General features: G+C 61.1%; 14 protein-coding genes. 13 read left to right on the top strand and 1 reads right to left on the bottom strand.

Annotated elements, in window-relative coordinates:
• The first annotated feature begins 14 nt into the window (after positions 1 to 14).
• The 9 genes from AC1MEW_RS21885 to AC1MEW_RS21845 all read left to right on the top strand — a co-directional run bounded on the left by AC1MEW_RS21885 (position 15) and on the right by AC1MEW_RS21845 (position 10,458).
• Positions 15 to 971: an ABC transporter permease gene (locus AC1MEW_RS21885; protein WP_201257152.1), complete on the top strand. Its 957-nt coding sequence runs from the start codon at positions 15 to 17 to the stop codon at positions 969 to 971.
• Positions 968 to 1,843: an ABC transporter permease gene (locus tag AC1MEW_RS21880; RefSeq protein WP_201257151.1), complete on the top strand. Its 876-nt coding sequence runs from the start codon at positions 968 to 970 to the stop codon at positions 1,841 to 1,843. The genes AC1MEW_RS21885 and AC1MEW_RS21880 overlap by 4 nt, the downstream gene beginning before the upstream one ends.
• A 1-nt stretch (position 1,844) precedes the next feature.
• A complete protein-coding gene (locus AC1MEW_RS21875) occupies positions 1,845 to 3,686 on the top strand; it encodes an ABC transporter ATP-binding protein (RefSeq protein ID WP_201257150.1) in 1,842 nt (613 codons plus the stop codon).
• Positions 3,683 to 3,991, top strand: a complete 309-nt coding sequence (locus AC1MEW_RS21870; protein ID WP_099238503.1) for a (2Fe-2S)-binding protein — start codon at positions 3,683 to 3,685, stop codon at positions 3,989 to 3,991. The genes AC1MEW_RS21875 and AC1MEW_RS21870 overlap by 4 nt, the downstream gene beginning before the upstream one ends.
• A complete protein-coding gene (locus AC1MEW_RS21865) occupies positions 3,973 to 5,349 on the top strand; it encodes an FAD/NAD(P)-dependent oxidoreductase (RefSeq protein WP_480423675.1) in 1,377 nt (458 codons plus the stop codon). The genes AC1MEW_RS21870 and AC1MEW_RS21865 overlap by 19 nt, the downstream gene beginning before the upstream one ends.
• A complete protein-coding gene (locus tag AC1MEW_RS21860) occupies positions 5,346 to 6,500 on the top strand; it encodes an NAD(P)/FAD-dependent oxidoreductase (RefSeq protein WP_201257148.1) in 1,155 nt (384 codons plus the stop codon). Before AC1MEW_RS21865 ends, AC1MEW_RS21860 begins: the two co-directional genes overlap by 4 nt.
• Entirely contained in the window at positions 6,497 to 7,654 is a 1,158-nt protein-coding gene (gene argE / locus AC1MEW_RS21855) for an acetylornithine deacetylase (RefSeq protein WP_322268397.1), read from the top strand. The genes AC1MEW_RS21860 and argE overlap by 4 nt, the downstream gene beginning before the upstream one ends.
• 239 nt (positions 7,655 to 7,893) lie before the next feature.
• On the top strand, positions 7,894 to 9,351 hold the full coding sequence (locus AC1MEW_RS21850; protein ID WP_480423674.1) for an NAD-dependent succinate-semialdehyde dehydrogenase: 1,458 nt from the start codon (positions 7,894 to 7,896) through the stop codon (positions 9,349 to 9,351).
• Positions 9,352 to 9,378: 27 nt separating this feature from the next.
• Positions 9,379 to 10,458 carry a tartrate dehydrogenase gene (locus tag AC1MEW_RS21845; RefSeq protein WP_322268398.1) on the top strand — a complete coding sequence of 360 codons (1,080 nt, stop codon included), beginning with the start codon at positions 9,379 to 9,381 and terminating at the stop codon, positions 10,456 to 10,458.
• A gap of 125 nt (positions 10,459 to 10,583) precedes the next feature.
• On the opposite strand, the gene AC1MEW_RS21840 is transcribed toward AC1MEW_RS21845, so the two are convergent.
• Positions 10,584 to 11,510, bottom strand: coding sequence for a 2-hydroxyacid dehydrogenase (locus AC1MEW_RS21840; RefSeq protein WP_322268399.1), 927 nt, complete (start codon positions 11,508 to 11,510; stop codon positions 10,584 to 10,586).
• 272 nt (positions 11,511 to 11,782) lie between these two features.
• On the opposite strand from AC1MEW_RS21840, the gene gabT reads away from it, so the two are divergent.
• The 4 genes from gabT (at position 11,783) to AC1MEW_RS21820 (ending at position 15,532) form a co-directional block, all read left to right on the top strand.
• On the top strand, positions 11,783 to 13,075 hold the full coding sequence (gene gabT, locus AC1MEW_RS21835) for a 4-aminobutyrate--2-oxoglutarate transaminase (protein WP_323570241.1): 1,293 nt from the start codon (positions 11,783 to 11,785) through the stop codon (positions 13,073 to 13,075).
• Positions 13,076 to 13,170: 95 nt separating this feature from the next.
• Positions 13,171 to 13,827 carry an HAD family hydrolase gene (locus AC1MEW_RS21830; RefSeq protein WP_322268401.1) on the top strand — a complete coding sequence of 219 codons (657 nt, stop codon included), beginning with the start codon at positions 13,171 to 13,173 and terminating at the stop codon, positions 13,825 to 13,827.
• A 45-nt stretch (positions 13,828 to 13,872) separates the two neighbouring features.
• The gene (locus tag AC1MEW_RS21825) at positions 13,873 to 14,361 is read left to right on the top strand and encodes an Lrp/AsnC family transcriptional regulator (protein WP_008055821.1); all 489 of its coding nucleotides are present in this window, start codon (positions 13,873 to 13,875) and stop codon (positions 14,359 to 14,361) included.
• 400 nt (positions 14,362 to 14,761) lie between these two features.
• Positions 14,762 to 15,532 (top strand): DUF4198 domain-containing protein, encoded by a 771-nt coding sequence (locus AC1MEW_RS21820; protein WP_242486246.1) that lies wholly within the window; start codon positions 14,762 to 14,764, stop codon positions 15,530 to 15,532.
• The last annotated feature ends 6 nt before the right edge of the window (positions 15,533 to 15,538 follow it).

The following is a 15,538-nucleotide window of genomic DNA, read 5'->3' as shown; positions in this document are numbered from 1 at the left end:
CAGGAGGGTAGGCGATGAATAGCAACACACTGTGGTTGATCGGCCGGCGTCTGGGCGCCGCGATCGTGACCTTGTTGATCGTGTCCATGGTCGTGTTTGCGATCACGGCGGTACTGCCGGGGGACGCGGCGCAACAATCGCTCGGGCAGTTCGCCACACCGGAACAAGTGGCGGCGCTGCGCCTGAAACTGGGGCTCGACCAGCCCGGTGTGCTGCGTTACCTGCACTGGCTGATGAACCTGCTCAGCGGCGACATGGGCTTGTCGGTGTCCAACGCGATGCCGGTCACCGAACTGATGGCCGGCCGCGTACCGAACACGCTGATGCTGGCGGCCGCTACGGCGCTGGTCTCAGTGCCGGTGGCGCTGGTGTTGGGCATCGGTTCGGCGATGGGCCGCGGTGGGCGGATCGACAGCTTTCTGAGCTTCTTCACCCTGGCCATGGTCGCGGTTCCGGAGTTTCTGGTGGCGACCCTGGCGGTGCTGATTTTCGCGGTAAACCTCGGTTGGTTGTCGGCGCTGTCCTATGCCAGCGACATCACCTCGCCGTGGCAATTCATGCGCACCTACGCTTTGCCGGTGATGACGCTGTGCTGCGTGATCGTCGCGCAAATGTCGCGCATGACCCGCGCTGCAGTCATCGATCAACTCGACAGCCCCTACGTGGAAATGGCCCGGCTAAAAGGCGTCAGCCCGATGCGTATCGTGCTGCGCCATGCCTTGCCCAATGCGATCGGGCCGATAGCCAACGCCATCGCCCTGAGCCTTTCGTATCTGCTGGGCGGGGTGGTTATTGTCGAAACAATATTCAACTATCCCGGTATCGCCAGCCTGATGGTCGATGCCGTGACCAACCGTGACATGGCGCTGGTCCAGGCTTGCACCATGCTGTTTTGCACGGCGTACCTGGGGTTGGTGCTGATTGCCGACCTGTGCGCGATTCTGTCCAATCCGAGGCTGAGAAACCAATGAACAATCTCATTGTGAAATCGACGCCCAAGACCCCCGACCTGTCGGCTGGCAAGGTGTCCCATGGCCCGGCATGGCTGGGCCTGATCGGCGCAGCGATGTGTGTGGTCTGGTTGCTGGTGGCGATCTTCGGTCCGTGGCTGGCGCCGCACCCGGTGGGTGAAGTGGTCTCTGACAATGTCTTCGACAGCATCAGTGCGCTTTACCCGTTTGGCACCGATTACCTGGGCCGCGACATGCTCAGCCGGGTGCTGGTTGGCGCGCGGTTTACCGTGGGCCTGGCGTTGGTGGCGGCGATATTGGCCAGTGGCCTGGGCACCAGTTGCGCGCTGCTGTCGGTGGTTTCGCCGAAGTGGCTGGACGAAGTGATCAGTCGCTTGATGGATGCCTTTATCTCGATCCCGAGCAAGATGTTGGCGCTGATCATGGTCTCGGCGTTTGGCTCCTCGGTGACGTTGCTGATCTGCACCGCAGTCCTGAGTTTCGCCCCCGGCGCGTTCCGTATTGCTCGCAGCATGGCGGTGAACATCGAAGCGCTGGAGTACGTGCAAGTCGCCCGCACCCGTGGCGAACGCCGGTTGTACATTGCTTGCGTGGAAATCCTGCCGAACATGCTCAACCCGGTGCTGACTGACCTCGGCCTGCGTTTCGGCTTCATCGTCTTGCTGCTCAGCGGCATGAGCTTCCTCGGCCTCGGTGTACAACCGCCGGATGCCGACCTTGGTTCGCTGGTACGGGAAAACATCGGCGGCCTCAACCAGGGCGCGCCGGCCATCGTGATTCCGGCGCTGGCTATCGGCACGCTGACCATTGGTGTGAATCTGTTTATCGACAGACTGTCGTCCCGACGTAGTCGCCGTACGGGAGGTCATTGAGATGAGTGAATTGATTCGAGTCGAAGACCTGCGCGTCGTCGCCTGTGGCGAGCGCGGCGAGACGGAAATCGTCAAAGGCGTGAGCTTTTCCCTGGAAAAAGGTGAAGTACTGGCGTTGATCGGTGAGTCCGGTTCCGGCAAGACCACCATCGCATTGGCGCTGCTGGGCTATGCACGTCGCGGTTGCCGGTTGTCCGGCGGCGTGGTGCAAGTCGGCGAGCACGACATGCTGGCGCTGAGTGAAAAGGAACTGCAAGGCCTGCGCGGCAATCGGGTGTCGTACATCGCCCAAAGCGCGGCGGCCGCCTTCAACCCGGCGAAGAAACTGATCGATCAAGTGGTGGAGGGCGCGTTGATTCATGGCCTCGGTACTCGTGCGGTACTCGAAGCCAAAGCCATCGAACTGTTCCGCGACCTGGCGTTGCCGGACCCGGATCACATCGGCCAGCGCTACCCGCATCAGGTGTCTGGCGGGCAACTGCAACGGGTGATGGCGGCGATGGCGCTGATCAGCGATCCATTGCTGGTGGTGCTCGACGAACCGACCACTGCCCTCGACGTCACCACCCAGATCGACGTGCTCCGTGCCTTTAAACGCGTGGTGCGGGAACGTGGGGCGACGGCGGTTTATGTCTCCCATGACCTCGCGGTTGTTGCTCAGATGGCCGACCAGATTGTCGTGCTTAACGGTGGCCAGATCTTCGAACAGAGCGCTACCGCGCCGCTGCTCAAGGCCCCAGCGCACGAATACACCCGCAGCCTGCTGGCAGCGGCCCGGCCCGACACGACGATTCGTCCACCCAGCGGCATCGCCGAAGACGAACCGCTGCTGACGATCAAAGGCCTGACTGCCGGTTACGGCAACAAGAACATGCAAGGCATGCCAGCGATTCGGGTGCTCGAAGACATCGACCTGACCGTGCGCCGGGGCCAGGCTATCGGCGTGATTGGTGAGTCGGGTTCCGGCAAGTCGACCCTGGCGCGGGTAGTCGCAGGGTTGCTGACCCCGGCGCTCGGCGGATTGACCTTTGACGGCCAGCCGTTGGGCGGCTGCCTCTCCGAGCGGACTGACGAACAGTTCCGCCGCATCCAAATGGTCTTCCAGAACGCCGACACGGCGCTCAACCCGATGCACAGCGTCAGCACCATTCTGAGCCGTCCGCTGAAGATGTATTTCGGGCTCAAAGGTGCGGCGTTGCGCGAACGTATCGACGAACTGCTGGACTTGGTGCGATTGCCTCGGACCCTGGCAGAACGGCGGCCAAATGAGTTGTCCGGCGGGCAAAAGCAACGGGTCAACCTGGCTCGGGCCTTGGCGGCCAAACCGGATTTGATTCTCTGCGATGAAGTGACCTCGGCGCTGGACACAGTGGTCGGCGCGGCGATTCTCGAACTGCTGCGCGATCTGCGTCAGCAACTGGGGGTTTCCTATCTGTTCATCAGTCATGACATCTCCACGGTGCGGGCGCTGTGCGACGACATTGTGGTGATGTACAGCGGCCACAAGATTCAGGCCGGCTCCCGACAGTCGTTTGCCCAGGCACCGTTTCATCCGTACACCGATTTGTTGATTCATTCCGTGCCGGAACTGCGCCAAGGCTGGCTGGAAAACTGCGGCACCACCTGTGGCGAGCTGCCGCCGATTGGCGCCCGAGCCAACGTGCCAGAGCTGTGTACCTTCCTCAGTCGCTGCCCGGTTCGGGTCGATGGCTTGTGCAATCGCACCGCGCCGAACCGTCGGCTCATCGACGGTGGCAGTGAAATCCTCTGCCACCACGACAGCGCCGAGTTGCTGAAAACCCAGCAGGATCTGATCACCATGACCCAGGGAGCCTATGCATGAAGGGGCGTTTTGTGAGACTGGCCGAGCAGGGCCGGCCGACCGTCAGTTTGACGGTGGACGGCGCAGCCATCGAGGCGTTGCAAGGCGATACGTTGATGGTCGCGTTGCTGACCCAGGGCAATGCGTTGCGCCAGTCGGAATTTGATTCGGGGCGACGTGCCGGTTTCTGCCTGATGGGCGCGTGTCAGGATTGTTGGGTCTGGACCCGCAGCGGCGAGCGTTTGCGTGCCTGTTCCAATGAAGTCCGCGAAGGGCTGGACATCGTCACCACACAACCGGAGGCGACATGGCCACTGCACGGATAGTCATTGTGGGCGCCGGGCCGGCGGGTATTCGCTGTGCCGAAACCCTGGTGGCGGCGGGGTTCAAACCGATGTTGATCGATGAAAATCGCCGGGACGGTGGGCAGATTTACCGTCGGCAACCGCAAGGGTTTACCCGTAATTACGCCACGCTGTACGGCACCGAGGCACGCAAGGCGCAGGACCTGCACGAAAGTTTTGATCGCCTGCGCGGTGCTATTGATTACCGCCCCGACACCTTGGTGTGGAACCTGACAGCGGGGCAGTTGTGCTGCGTCAGCCAGGGCAAACATTCGACGGTGGATTACGACGCGCTGATCCTCTGCACCGGCGCCACCGACCGCTTGATGCCGATTGAAGGCTGGCAGTTGGCGGGCACCTATAGCCTCGGCGGGGCGCAAATTGCGCTCAAGTCCCAAGCGGTGTCCATTGGTCACAGCGTGGTGTTTATGGGCAGTGGGCCGTTGCTGTACCTGGTCGCGAGCCAGTACGTTAAGGCCGGCGCGAAGGTGGCGGCGGTGCTCGACACGTCGCCGTTCAGCAAGCGCATTGGCGCATTGCCAAAACTGCTGGCGCGGCCCGGATTGCTGTTCACCGGGATGAAGCTGTTGGCACAGCTGTATCGGGCGAAGATTCCGGTGCACCTGGGGATCAAACCGCTGGTAGTGCAGGGCGATGCGGAGACCGGCGTCAGCGGTGTGCGGGTACTGACTGCGCGTGGCGAGACGTTGAATGTGGATTGTGATGCCGTGGCTTTGGGGTACCACCTGCGCCCGGAAACCCAATTGGCCGATCTGGCTGGTTGTCGCATGCGTTTCGATGAAGCCTCCGGCCAATGGTGGCTGGCAGTGGATGAAGAAGGTCGGACCTCGGTCAGCGGCGTGTATGCCGCTGGTGACGGCTCGAAAATTCGCGGTGCTGACGCCGCTGAATACGCCGGACGCCTGGCGGCCATGGCACTGCTGGAAGACCTGCATCAACCCATCAACGCCGGATTGCGCGACGAACAACGCCAGGCATTGGCGGTGATGGACCAGTTTCGCCTCGGTCTGGCCCAGGCGTTTCCCTGGCCTGCCGAGCAAGCCAAAGCCTTGCCCGACACCGCCATCGTTTGCCGGTGCGAGATGATCAGCGCCGGTGAATTGCGTGCGGTGGTCAGCGAGAAGGGCGCCTGCGAAGTCAATCGGGCCAAAGCTTTTAGCCGAGTCGGCATGGGCCGTTGTCAGGGCCGTTATTGCTCCCAGGCTGGGGCCGAAGTGATTGCCGCCGCCGCTGGAGTCAGCGTGCAACAGGTCGGCCGCCAACGTGGCCAGGCGCCGGTCAAACCCCTTTCGATACTCACCGAGGAGGTCTCGCCATGACCGTTCAAAAAGCCGATGTGGTGATTGTCGGCGGCGGCTTGATGGGCTCGGCGGCAGCGTTTTTCCTGCGTCGTCGCGGGCAGTCGGTGATCCTGCTGGAACGTGACCAGATCGGTCAGTACGCCAGCGGCGTGAACTTCGGCAACGTCCGGCGTCAGGGTCGCTATTTGGGGCAACTGGAACTGGCCAACCGTTCCTGGGCGCTGTGGAAGCGCTTGCCGGAACTGATCGACGATGACCTCGAATTCATCGCCAGCGGGCACATGCGCGTGTGTTATCGCGAAGACGAAATCGCTGAGCTTGAGGCCTATGCCGCGGCACCTGAGGCGGCGCAACTCGACCTGAAAATCTATCGCGGCGCTGAGTTGCATCAGCGCTTTCCGTTCCTCGGGCCGGACGTGAAGGGTGGTTCCTACGCGCCTCACGATGGCCACGCCAACCCGCGTCTGGCCGCCCCGGCGTTTGCCCGTGCTGCCCGTCGACTCGGCGCGCAGATTGAAGAACAGACCGAAGTCGCCGAAGTGCAGAAGGTCGGCGGCGAGTTCAATATCACCACCACCGATGGTCGTCAGTTCAACGCCGCACAACTGCTGATTACCGCCGGGGCCTGGGGGCAGAAGCTGTCCCAGCAGTTTGGCGAGCCGGTGCCACTCGACACCCACGGCCCGCAAATGGCTGTGACCGAACCGGTGCCCTACGCCTTGCCAACGGTAATCGGCGTGTACACCAAGATTCCCGAGGAAGTGATCTACTTCCGGCAGATCCCCCGCGGCAACATCGTCATCGGCGGCGGGTACCGCAGCAAACCGGACATGCTCAATCGTCGGGCCTACGTTGAGCCGCGCAGCATCCTCAACCAGATGGAGCAAATGCGCCGTCTGCTGCCGGGCATCGGCAACCTGAACATCATCCGGGTCTGGAGCGGTATCGAAGGTTACCTGCCGGATTCCTTGCCGATCATGGGCCCAAGCGGTACGGTCGACGGCTTGTTCTACGCGTTCGGCTTCTGCGGCCACGGCTTCCAGCTCGGCCCCGGCGTCGGCGACGTGATGGCCGAACTGATCAGCACCGGCAGCACCAGTACTTCGATAGAGCCGTTCTCTATCCGTCGGTTCGCCCATTTAGCCGAGCAACGGAGCAAGGCCTCATGAAAGCCCGTGTACTGGATATTCTCAAACGTTTGATGGCGTTCGACACCGTCTCTTCGGAGTCGAACATGGCCCTGATCGAGTATGTGCGCGACCTGCTGCTGACCAAGGGCATCGAGTCGCTGATCGTCAAGGATGAAACCGGGAAGAAGGCCAACCTGTTTGCCAGCACCGGGCCGAAGTCGTTGCCGGGGATTCTGCTGTCCGGGCACACCGACGTGGTGCCGGCGGCCGGGCAGGCCTGGACCGTCCCGGCGTTTCAGGCGACGGTGCAGGACGGCAAGATTTACGGGCGCGGGAGTTGCGACATGAAAGGCTTCATTGCCCTGGCCATCGACGCGATGCTCGATGCCGCCGACCATTCCCTGAGCCGGCCGCTGCAACTGGCGCTGTCCCATGACGAAGAAACCGGCTGCGTTGGCGTACGTCGTTTGCTTGACGTGTTGCACTTGGCGCCGGTGCGGCCGTTTTTGTGCTTGATCGGTGAGCCGACCAATATGCAATTCGTGCTCGGGCACAAGGGCAAGGGCTCGTATCGCACCTATTGCCGGGGGCTGGAGGCGCATTCGTCGCTGGCACCGCGTTCGGTCAATGCGATCCACGTGGCTTGCGATTTCATCGCGGCGCTGCGTCAAAGTCAGCAACAACTGCAAGAACAAGGCGCTCAGGATGCCGATTACGACGTGCCTTACAGCACCGTGCATGTCGGGCAGATTGGCGGCGGCCGGGCGCTGAACATTGTGCCGAACCTGTGCACCCTGGATTTCGAAGTGCGCAATTTGCCGGCGGATAATCTGGATCAGTTTTTGGAACAAATGCAGGAGCGGGCGGAAGTGATCGTGCGCGAGGCCCGGTTGTTGTCGAGTGTCGCCGCCATCGAAATTGAAACCCTCAACGTTTATCCCGGCCTCGATACGCATCCGAGCGTTGAAGCGGTGCGCTTTCTGAAAAACTTCGCGGCGCCGGATACCGGCACCGCCAAGGTTTCGTTCGGCACCGAAGGAGGATTGTTCAAGCAGCGGCTGGATGTGCCGGTGGTGGTCTGCGGACCGGGCTCGATTGAACAGGCGCATAAGCCGGATGAGTTTATCGAGATCAGCCAGATGGAAGCCGGGGAGCGGTTTCTTGAAGGCCTGCTCCATTCCCTGAAGCAGTGATGTTCCCCTGTGGGAGCGGGCTTGCTCGCGAAGGCGTCGTGTCAGTTGATATTGATGTCGACTGATACACCGCTTTCGCGAGCAAGCCCGATCCCACAGGGTTTTGTGTTTTCTAACGGGCCACAATTCTGCCGTTACACCGCAAATTTCAGCATCCGAAGCTGTACTCAAATCGCTTTCAGCATCCTCCCCCGCAGCACCTCCATAGACTTAAGCATGTCTCGGATCAGGACTCGACCATGCTCAAGAATCGTTTGAAAGACCCCAGCCTTCTGGCAGAACTCGCCTATGTGAACGGGCAGTGGATCGGCGCCGATAACGCCGCGACCCTGGACGTCATAGACCCGGCCAGCGGCCAGTTGCTCGCCCGGGTGCCGGCCATGCAAGGCGCGGAAACCCGTCGGGCCATCGAGGCCGCCGACAAAGCCTGGCCCGCCTGGCGTGCACGGCCAGCAGCCGAACGTGCGGCACTGCTGGAGCGCTGGTATCAGGCCATGATCGACAACCTCGACGACCTGGCGCTGATCATGACCTGCGAACAGGGCAAACCGCTGAACGAGGCCAAAGGTGAAATCCGCTACGGCGCCGGTTTCGTTAAATGGTTCGCCGAAGAAGCCCGACGGGTCTACGGCGAAACCATGCCGGCCCCCAGCGGCGACCGCCGGTTGCTGACCTTGAAGCAACCGGTGGGCGTCTGCGCCGCGATCACCCCGTGGAACTTCCCCAACGCGATGATCACCCGCAAATGCGCGCCGGCCTTGGCAGCGGGCTGCCCGATCATCGTCAAACCTTCGGACCTGACCCCGTTGTCGGCCCTGGCGTTGGCAGTTTTGGCCGAACGCGTCGGCATCCCGGCCGGGGTGTTCAACGTGTTGACCGGCATGCCGACCGGCATCGGCGAAGAGCTGACCAGTAACCCGACGGTACGCAAGATTTCCTTTACCGGTTCCACCGCTGTCGGCCGTTTGTTGATGCGCCAGAGCGCTGAACACATCAAGCGCTTGAGCCTGGAACTGGGCGGTAACGCGCCATTTATCGTGTTTGACGACGCGGACCTGGAACAGGCCGTCGCCGGGATCATGCTCAGCAAGTTCCGCAACGCCGGCCAGACCTGCGTCTGCGCCAACCGGATTCTGGTGCAAAACGGCATCTACGAACGCTTCGCCCGACGCCTGGTGGAGGAGGTGGGCAAGCTCAAGGTCGGCAACGGCCTCGACGCCGACGTCACCATCGGCCCACTGATCAACCCGGCCGCCGTGAGCAAAGTCGCCCGGCACATCGATGATGCCCTGAGCCAGGGCGCGCGGTTGCTCTGCGGCGGCATTCCCGAGGGAGACAGCCAGTTTGTGCTGCCTACGGTGCTCGGCGAGACCCACGCCGGCATGCTGCTGGCCAACGAAGAAACCTTCGGCCCGGTGGCGCCGCTGATGCGCTTCACCGACGAAGCCGAAGCCCTCGCATTGGCCAACGCCACGCCTTACGGTTTGGGCGCCTACTATTTCACTCAGGACTTGCGCCGTTCATGGCGTTTCGGCGAGGCGCTGGAGTTCGGCATGGTCGGGCTCAACACCGGAATCATTTCCATGGAAGTCGCGCCGTTCGGCGGCATCAAGCAATCGGGCCTGGGCCGCGAAGGCAGCAAGTACGGTTTGGATGAATACCTTGAAGTCAAAGCCTTCCACATCGGCGGGCTGTAATTCACAGACACTGGGGGAGGCAAGTTGATGAGCAAGACATTCAGAATCGCTGCGATTGCCGGCGATGGCATTGGCAAGGAAGTCCTTCCGGAAGGCTTGCGGGTGCTGGAGCAAGCGGCGAAGAAATGGCAGCTGGATTTGAGCATCGAAGTGCTCGACTGGGCGCACTGCGATTACTACCTGGAACACGGGCAGATGATGCCCGACGACTGGTTCGAACAGCTCAAGGGTTTCGACGCGATCTACTTTGGCGCCGTGGGCTGGCCGGACAAAGTGCCGGATCATATTTCCCTGTGGGGTTCGTTACTGAAGTTTCGCCGCGACTTCGACCAATACGTGAACATTCGCCCGGTGCGGCTGTTTCCCGGTGTTCCGTGCCCGCTGGCCGGACGCAAGCCGGGGGACATCGATTTTGTGGTGATCCGAGAAAACACGGAAGGCGAGTATTCCTCGGTCGGCGGCAAAATGTTCGAAGGCACCGAGCATGAATTCGTGCTGCAAGAGTCGGTGTTCACCCGCCGTGGCGTGGACCGGATTCTCAAGTACGCCTTCGAACTGGCCCAGACCCGGCCGCGCAAGCGCCTGACGGCAGCGACCAAATCCAACGGGATATCCATCAGCATGCCGTACTGGGACGAGCGCACGGCATTGATGGCGGCGAAGTACCCGGAGATCACCTGGGACAAGCAGCACATCGACATTCTGTGCGCGCGTTTCGTGCTGCAACCGGACCGGTTTGATGTGGTGGTGGCGTCAAATCTGTTTGGCGATATCCTTTCCGACCTTGGGCCGGCGTGTGCCGGGACCATTGGCATTGCGCCTTCGGCGAATCTTGATCCGGAGCGGCGGTTTCCGTCGTTGTTTGAGCCGGTGCACGGCTCGGCGCCGGATATTTATGGGCAGAACATTGCCAATCCGATTGCGATGATCTGGTCGGGGGCGTTGATGCTGGATTTCCTGGGCAATGGCGATGAGCGCTATCGCGCGGCGCATGATGGGATTCTGCAGGCCATCGAACGGGTGATTGCAGAAGGGCCGATCACGCCGGATCTGGGCGGGAAGGGCTCCACTCAAGACGTGGGCAAAGCCATCGCCGCCAAACTCTAAACCCAACACATAACCAATTGTGGGAGCGAGCTTACTCGCGAAGGCGTCTTTCCAGTCAATATTGATGTCGACTGACACACCGCTTTCGCGAGCAAGCCCGCTCCCACAGTTGTTATGTGTTCTGGTCAGTAACCTTGGGTGCGGTTGATCTGGCCCACCATTGGCTCGCCCCGTTCAAACCGCCGAATATTCTCCAGCAACACCCCAAACGCGCTCTCCGGCTGGGTCATCGCCGCAATATGCGGGGTCAGCAGAATCTGCGGATGCCCCCAAAACGGATGATCCGCTGGCGCCGGTTCTTCCTGCAGCACATCCAGCACCGCGCCGCTGAGCTGCCCGCTGTCCAGCGCGGCCAGCAGATCAGCTTCCACCAGATGCCCACCCCGACCCATGTTGATCAACGCCGCACCGTGGGGCAGTTGCCGAAACAGCTCACGATCAAGAATGCCCTGCGTCTGCTCGGTCAGCGGCAACACGCACAACAGGATGTCGCACTGGCTAAGAAACGCCGGCAGTTGCTCATTACCGGCATAGCAATCCACGCCATCAATCCGATGCGCACTGCGCGCCCAGCCCTTCAACGCAAACCCCATCGGCTGCAACGTCGCCAGAATCTGCTGCGCCTGGGTGCCCAGCCCCATCACGCCGACCCGACGCTTGCTTGCCGGTTGCAGCAAGTGCGCCTGCCAGCACCGCGCCAACTGCTGCTGACGATAACGCAGCATGTCCCGGTGCAAACTCAGCACGGCAAAACTGGCGTACTCGCACATGCCTCGGGTGATGCCCGGGTCCAGCAGACGCACCACCGGCAGGCTCTGCGGAATGCGACTGAGGTCCAGTTGATCGACCCCGGCGGACAGCGCGAACAGTACCTTCAGATTTGGCAGCAAAGCTTCGAGATCATCCGGCGCCTGCCACGCGGCCAGGTATTCAATCTGCGAAGGATCGCCAATGTCCGGCCAGGCACGCCATTCGATATCCGGGGCGTGTTCGGCGAACAGCGCTTTCCACTGTTCGCCGCGTACAGGGTCAGCTTTATAAACCAGGGCCATGGGCATTTCCTGAAAGGGTGAAGGTGCTCTCATCATCGCGCACTGCCGGCGCAGGATCTGTCGAAAGCGCCGGGTTAAACGGCTTGCGTCACGCTGGATCAGTATGGCTGCGGCAGATTCGGCGGGCTGAAGGAATCTGCCGTTTGGCAGGGTGAAAACAGTCGATCCGAATTTCTCAGGGGCCAAGTTCGGCGTAGTTCGTTTCGCGCAAGCCTTAACCTGAACACCATCGCAACCACCTCCCGGTTGCCGGACTCACGATGGGAAATGCCATGAATAGCAAAGTCGACGACACCCCACATTTGCTCCGTCAGCGCGATCAATTCGTGCCGCGTGGCCTGGTTACCGCTCACCCGCTGGTGATCGATCGCGCCCAAGGCGCCGAGTTGTGGGACGTGGACGGCAAGCGCTACCTGGATTTTGTCGGCGGCATTGGTGTGCTGAACATCGGTCACAACCACCCGAAAGTGGTCGCGGCGGTGCAGGCGCAACTGCAGAAGGTTTCTCACGCCTGCTTCCAGGTGGTCGCCTATAAACCCTACCTCGATCTGGCCCAGCGCCTGTGCGAAATGATCGGCGGCAAAGAAGCCTATAAAGCAGCGTTCTTCACCTCCGGCGCCGAGGCCGTGGAGAACGCGGTGAAGATCGCTCGCGCTCACACCAATCGTTCGGCGGTGATTGCCTTTCGCGGCGGTTTCCATGGTCGGACGTTACTCGGTACCACGCTGACCGGCATGAGCCAGCCGTACAAACAGAACTTCGGGCCATTCGCGCCAGAGGTGTTTCACACGCCTTATCCGAATGCCTATCGCGGTGTCACCAGCGAGATGGCGCTCAAGGCGCTGGACGAATTGCTCGCGACCCAGGTTGCGCCGGAGCGAGTCGCGGCGATCATCATCGAACCGGTGCAGGGCGACGGCGGTTTCCTGTCGGCACCTGTCGAGTTCCTCAAGGGGCTGCGTGCGTTGACTGAAAAACACGGCATCGTGCTGATTCTCGATGAAATCCAGACCGGTTTCGGTCGTACCGGCAAGTGGTTCGGTTTCCAGCACGCCGGCATCCAGCCGGACCTGGTGACCGTCGCCAAAAGCCTGGCCGGTGGTTTGCCGTTATCCGGAGTGGTTGGTAAAGCCGACATCATGGATGCGCCGTTGCCCGGTGGTTTGGGCGGTACCTATGGCGGTAACGCGTTGTCTTGTGCAGCGGCGTTGGCGGTGATCGATGCCTTTGAAGAAGAAAAACTGCTGGCACGCGGCGAAGCGTTGGGCGAGCGGCTGCGCCAGGGACTGCTGCGCTTGCAGAGCCGTCACCCACAAATCGGCGACGTGCGCGGCGCCGGGTTCATGCTGGCCATCGAGCTGATCAAGAACGACGAGGCCCGTACCCCGGACGCCGACTTGAACCAGCGCCTGATCGATGAAGCCCGCAAGGGTGGTTTGCTGGTGATCAAGTGTGGCGTGTACCGCAACGTCCTGCGCTTCCTCGCGCCACTGGTGGCCACCGAAGCACAGGTCGACGAAGCCCTGCAAATTCTGGATGTCGCTTTGGCACGCGTCTTGAACTGAGCTCCTGCAGGCTCGGGGCGCTGCTGCAAGGCATCGCCCGTGAGCCTTTATGGAGCATGGAGGGATGGAATGCATCATTGGAGGCTTTGCACACCATGGGGCTGACTGATTATCGAGCGCTGCTCATCGATTGCGATGAAGTCCTGGTCGATCGCGACTCGGGCGTCTGGGCGGCGTTGCAACCGCTGCTCGACAGCCGGGGCGGGCACCCGGACAAGGAACAGGTGCTGGCCGAATACGGCGAGGTGGTGCGCGCACTGTATCCGCGCTTCGGTGAGCTAGGCTTCAGTGGACTGCTGTGTTTCGCCCATCGCCAGTTGGCCGAGCGCTGGGGCCTGAAAGCCAGTTGGGAGGAGGGCATGAGCTTCGCCCGTTCGGTGGCCGGCTGGTCGCTGTTCGAGGACGCGCCGGGGGCGATGTTGTACCTGCGCAAGTTCTATCGCTTGCTGGTACAGGGCGACCGGGATGCCGAGGATCGTGGGCTGCTTTGCGAACGATTGGGGATCATGGCCGACGATTTTATTTCACTGGCCAGCGACCCTTTGCAGGACCCGGACTGGCTCCAGGCCAATACGCTTAAGCCAAGCGAAATCCTGCAAGTGACTCGGCCTTCAGCCAGTCGGCAGGCGAGCAGCGATGTGTGCCTGATCTGTCGCAGCCGGGTCAAACACCCGACGCCATGTGCTGCGGATTACTGCATCAACAGCATGGCGGATCTGGTCGCTCAGCATCAGCTGTCTTTACGGCGCTGATTTTGCTAGAAGATTGTCTTACAAACGGCAGTCAAGAGGTACGCAATGGAAGGTTTAGTCAAACTGGACCGGATCGACATCAGCATTTTGGTCGAGCTGCAAAAGGACGGGCGCATGACCAACGTCAGCCTCGCCGATGCGGTGGGATTGTCGGCCAGCCCCTGCCTGCAACGGGTCAAGCGGCTGGAATCGGCTGGTTATATTTCCAGCTACAAGGCGCACCTGAACCTGGCGAAGATCACCGATTCGGTGACGGTCTTCACCGAGATCACCCTGAGCGATCACAAGCGCGAAGACTTCGCCAAATTCGAGTCCAACATTCGCCTGGTCGATGAAGTGCTCGAATGCCATTTGATCAGCGGTGGCTACGATTACCTGGTGCGCTTCATGACCCGCAGCATCCAGCATTATCAGGAAGTGATTGAAAGCCTGTTGGACAAGAACATCGGCATCTCCAAGTACTTCAGCTACATCGTCATCAAATCCCCCGTGCTCAAGGACGGCGTGCCGTTGCGTAAATTGCTGCGGCACTGACAGCCCCATTCCCAATCCCAACACAAATCCCCCGTGGGAGCGGGCTTGCTCGCGAAGAGGCCGTGTCAGTCGATAGAGATGTCGACTGACACACCGCTTTCGCGAGCAAGCCCGCTCCCACATTTGTTTTGCAGCGCTGCATGCACTGCGTTTGGACATTGCCTCGCTTGAACTCCTCAACCCGCCTCATCCTGGCGCAAGCCGCATAAACATCTGTTTCAACCCGCAAAAACAGTCACCGATGACTCCTCACGTACCGATTTCAGAACAAAGCGCAAAAGTCTCTGCGCTGTAATGCGTGCAGAGAGAGGGGAGCGGTTTGTGAAGTTGCTGATTTCGGGAGGATGAAGCGACTGCAACGAACCGCTGAATAACACCAATCGGAGCCAAAAAAATGCGAATGAGCAACGCAAAAGCACTATTGGGTTACGGCGTCTTCATGCTGGCCAGCAGCAGCGAGGCGCACCAGATCTGGTACGAGCAGCCACCGGGGCAACCCTTGGCGTTGTACTACGGCGAATATGACAAGAACATGCTGGAAGTCACACCGGGCGGGATGGACCGGTTCCAGCAACTCAAGGGCTGGTCGATTGGCAACAATTCGAAACCATTGAATCTGACCTTACAGCGTCAAGCGTTTGCGGTGGCGCATCAGGCGTCGGGCGATGACTCGCTGTTGGCCCAGGACCCGCATTATCCGATCTTTGACCTGCATGAAGCCGACAAAACCCTGAAAACCCACTGGACGCCGGCGACCCGATGGGTCGGCGATTTGCGTGTGCGAACCCCGGAACTGACTCTGGACATCGTGCCCACCGGCCGCGTCGACGGCAACAAGGCCCAATTTCAAGTGTACTATTCGCAAAAACCGCTGGCGGATCAGGACGTTATGCTGGAAACCGGCTCCGGCGAAGTCTTCACCCAGCGGACCGATGCGGCGGGCAAGGTCACCTTCGAGTTGCCCTGGCAGGGCACGTATGTGGTGGCGGTGGAATACAAGGACCGCACCCCCGGTGAACGCGTGAGTCCCCAAGGCAAGACCGAGCAGTACGACTTGAAGAGCTTCAGCTCGACGCTGTCGTTCTATCGCACGCAAGGCAAACAATCGTTGCCACGGGCCCCGTCGCAACTGCCAGCCTCCGAAGTCGCCCGGTTGAAGAAACAGGCCTGATCCATC

This window comes from Pseudomonas sp. ASL4, from assembly GCF_056680395.1.
This window is presented reverse-complemented; position numbering and strand designations above follow the sequence as displayed.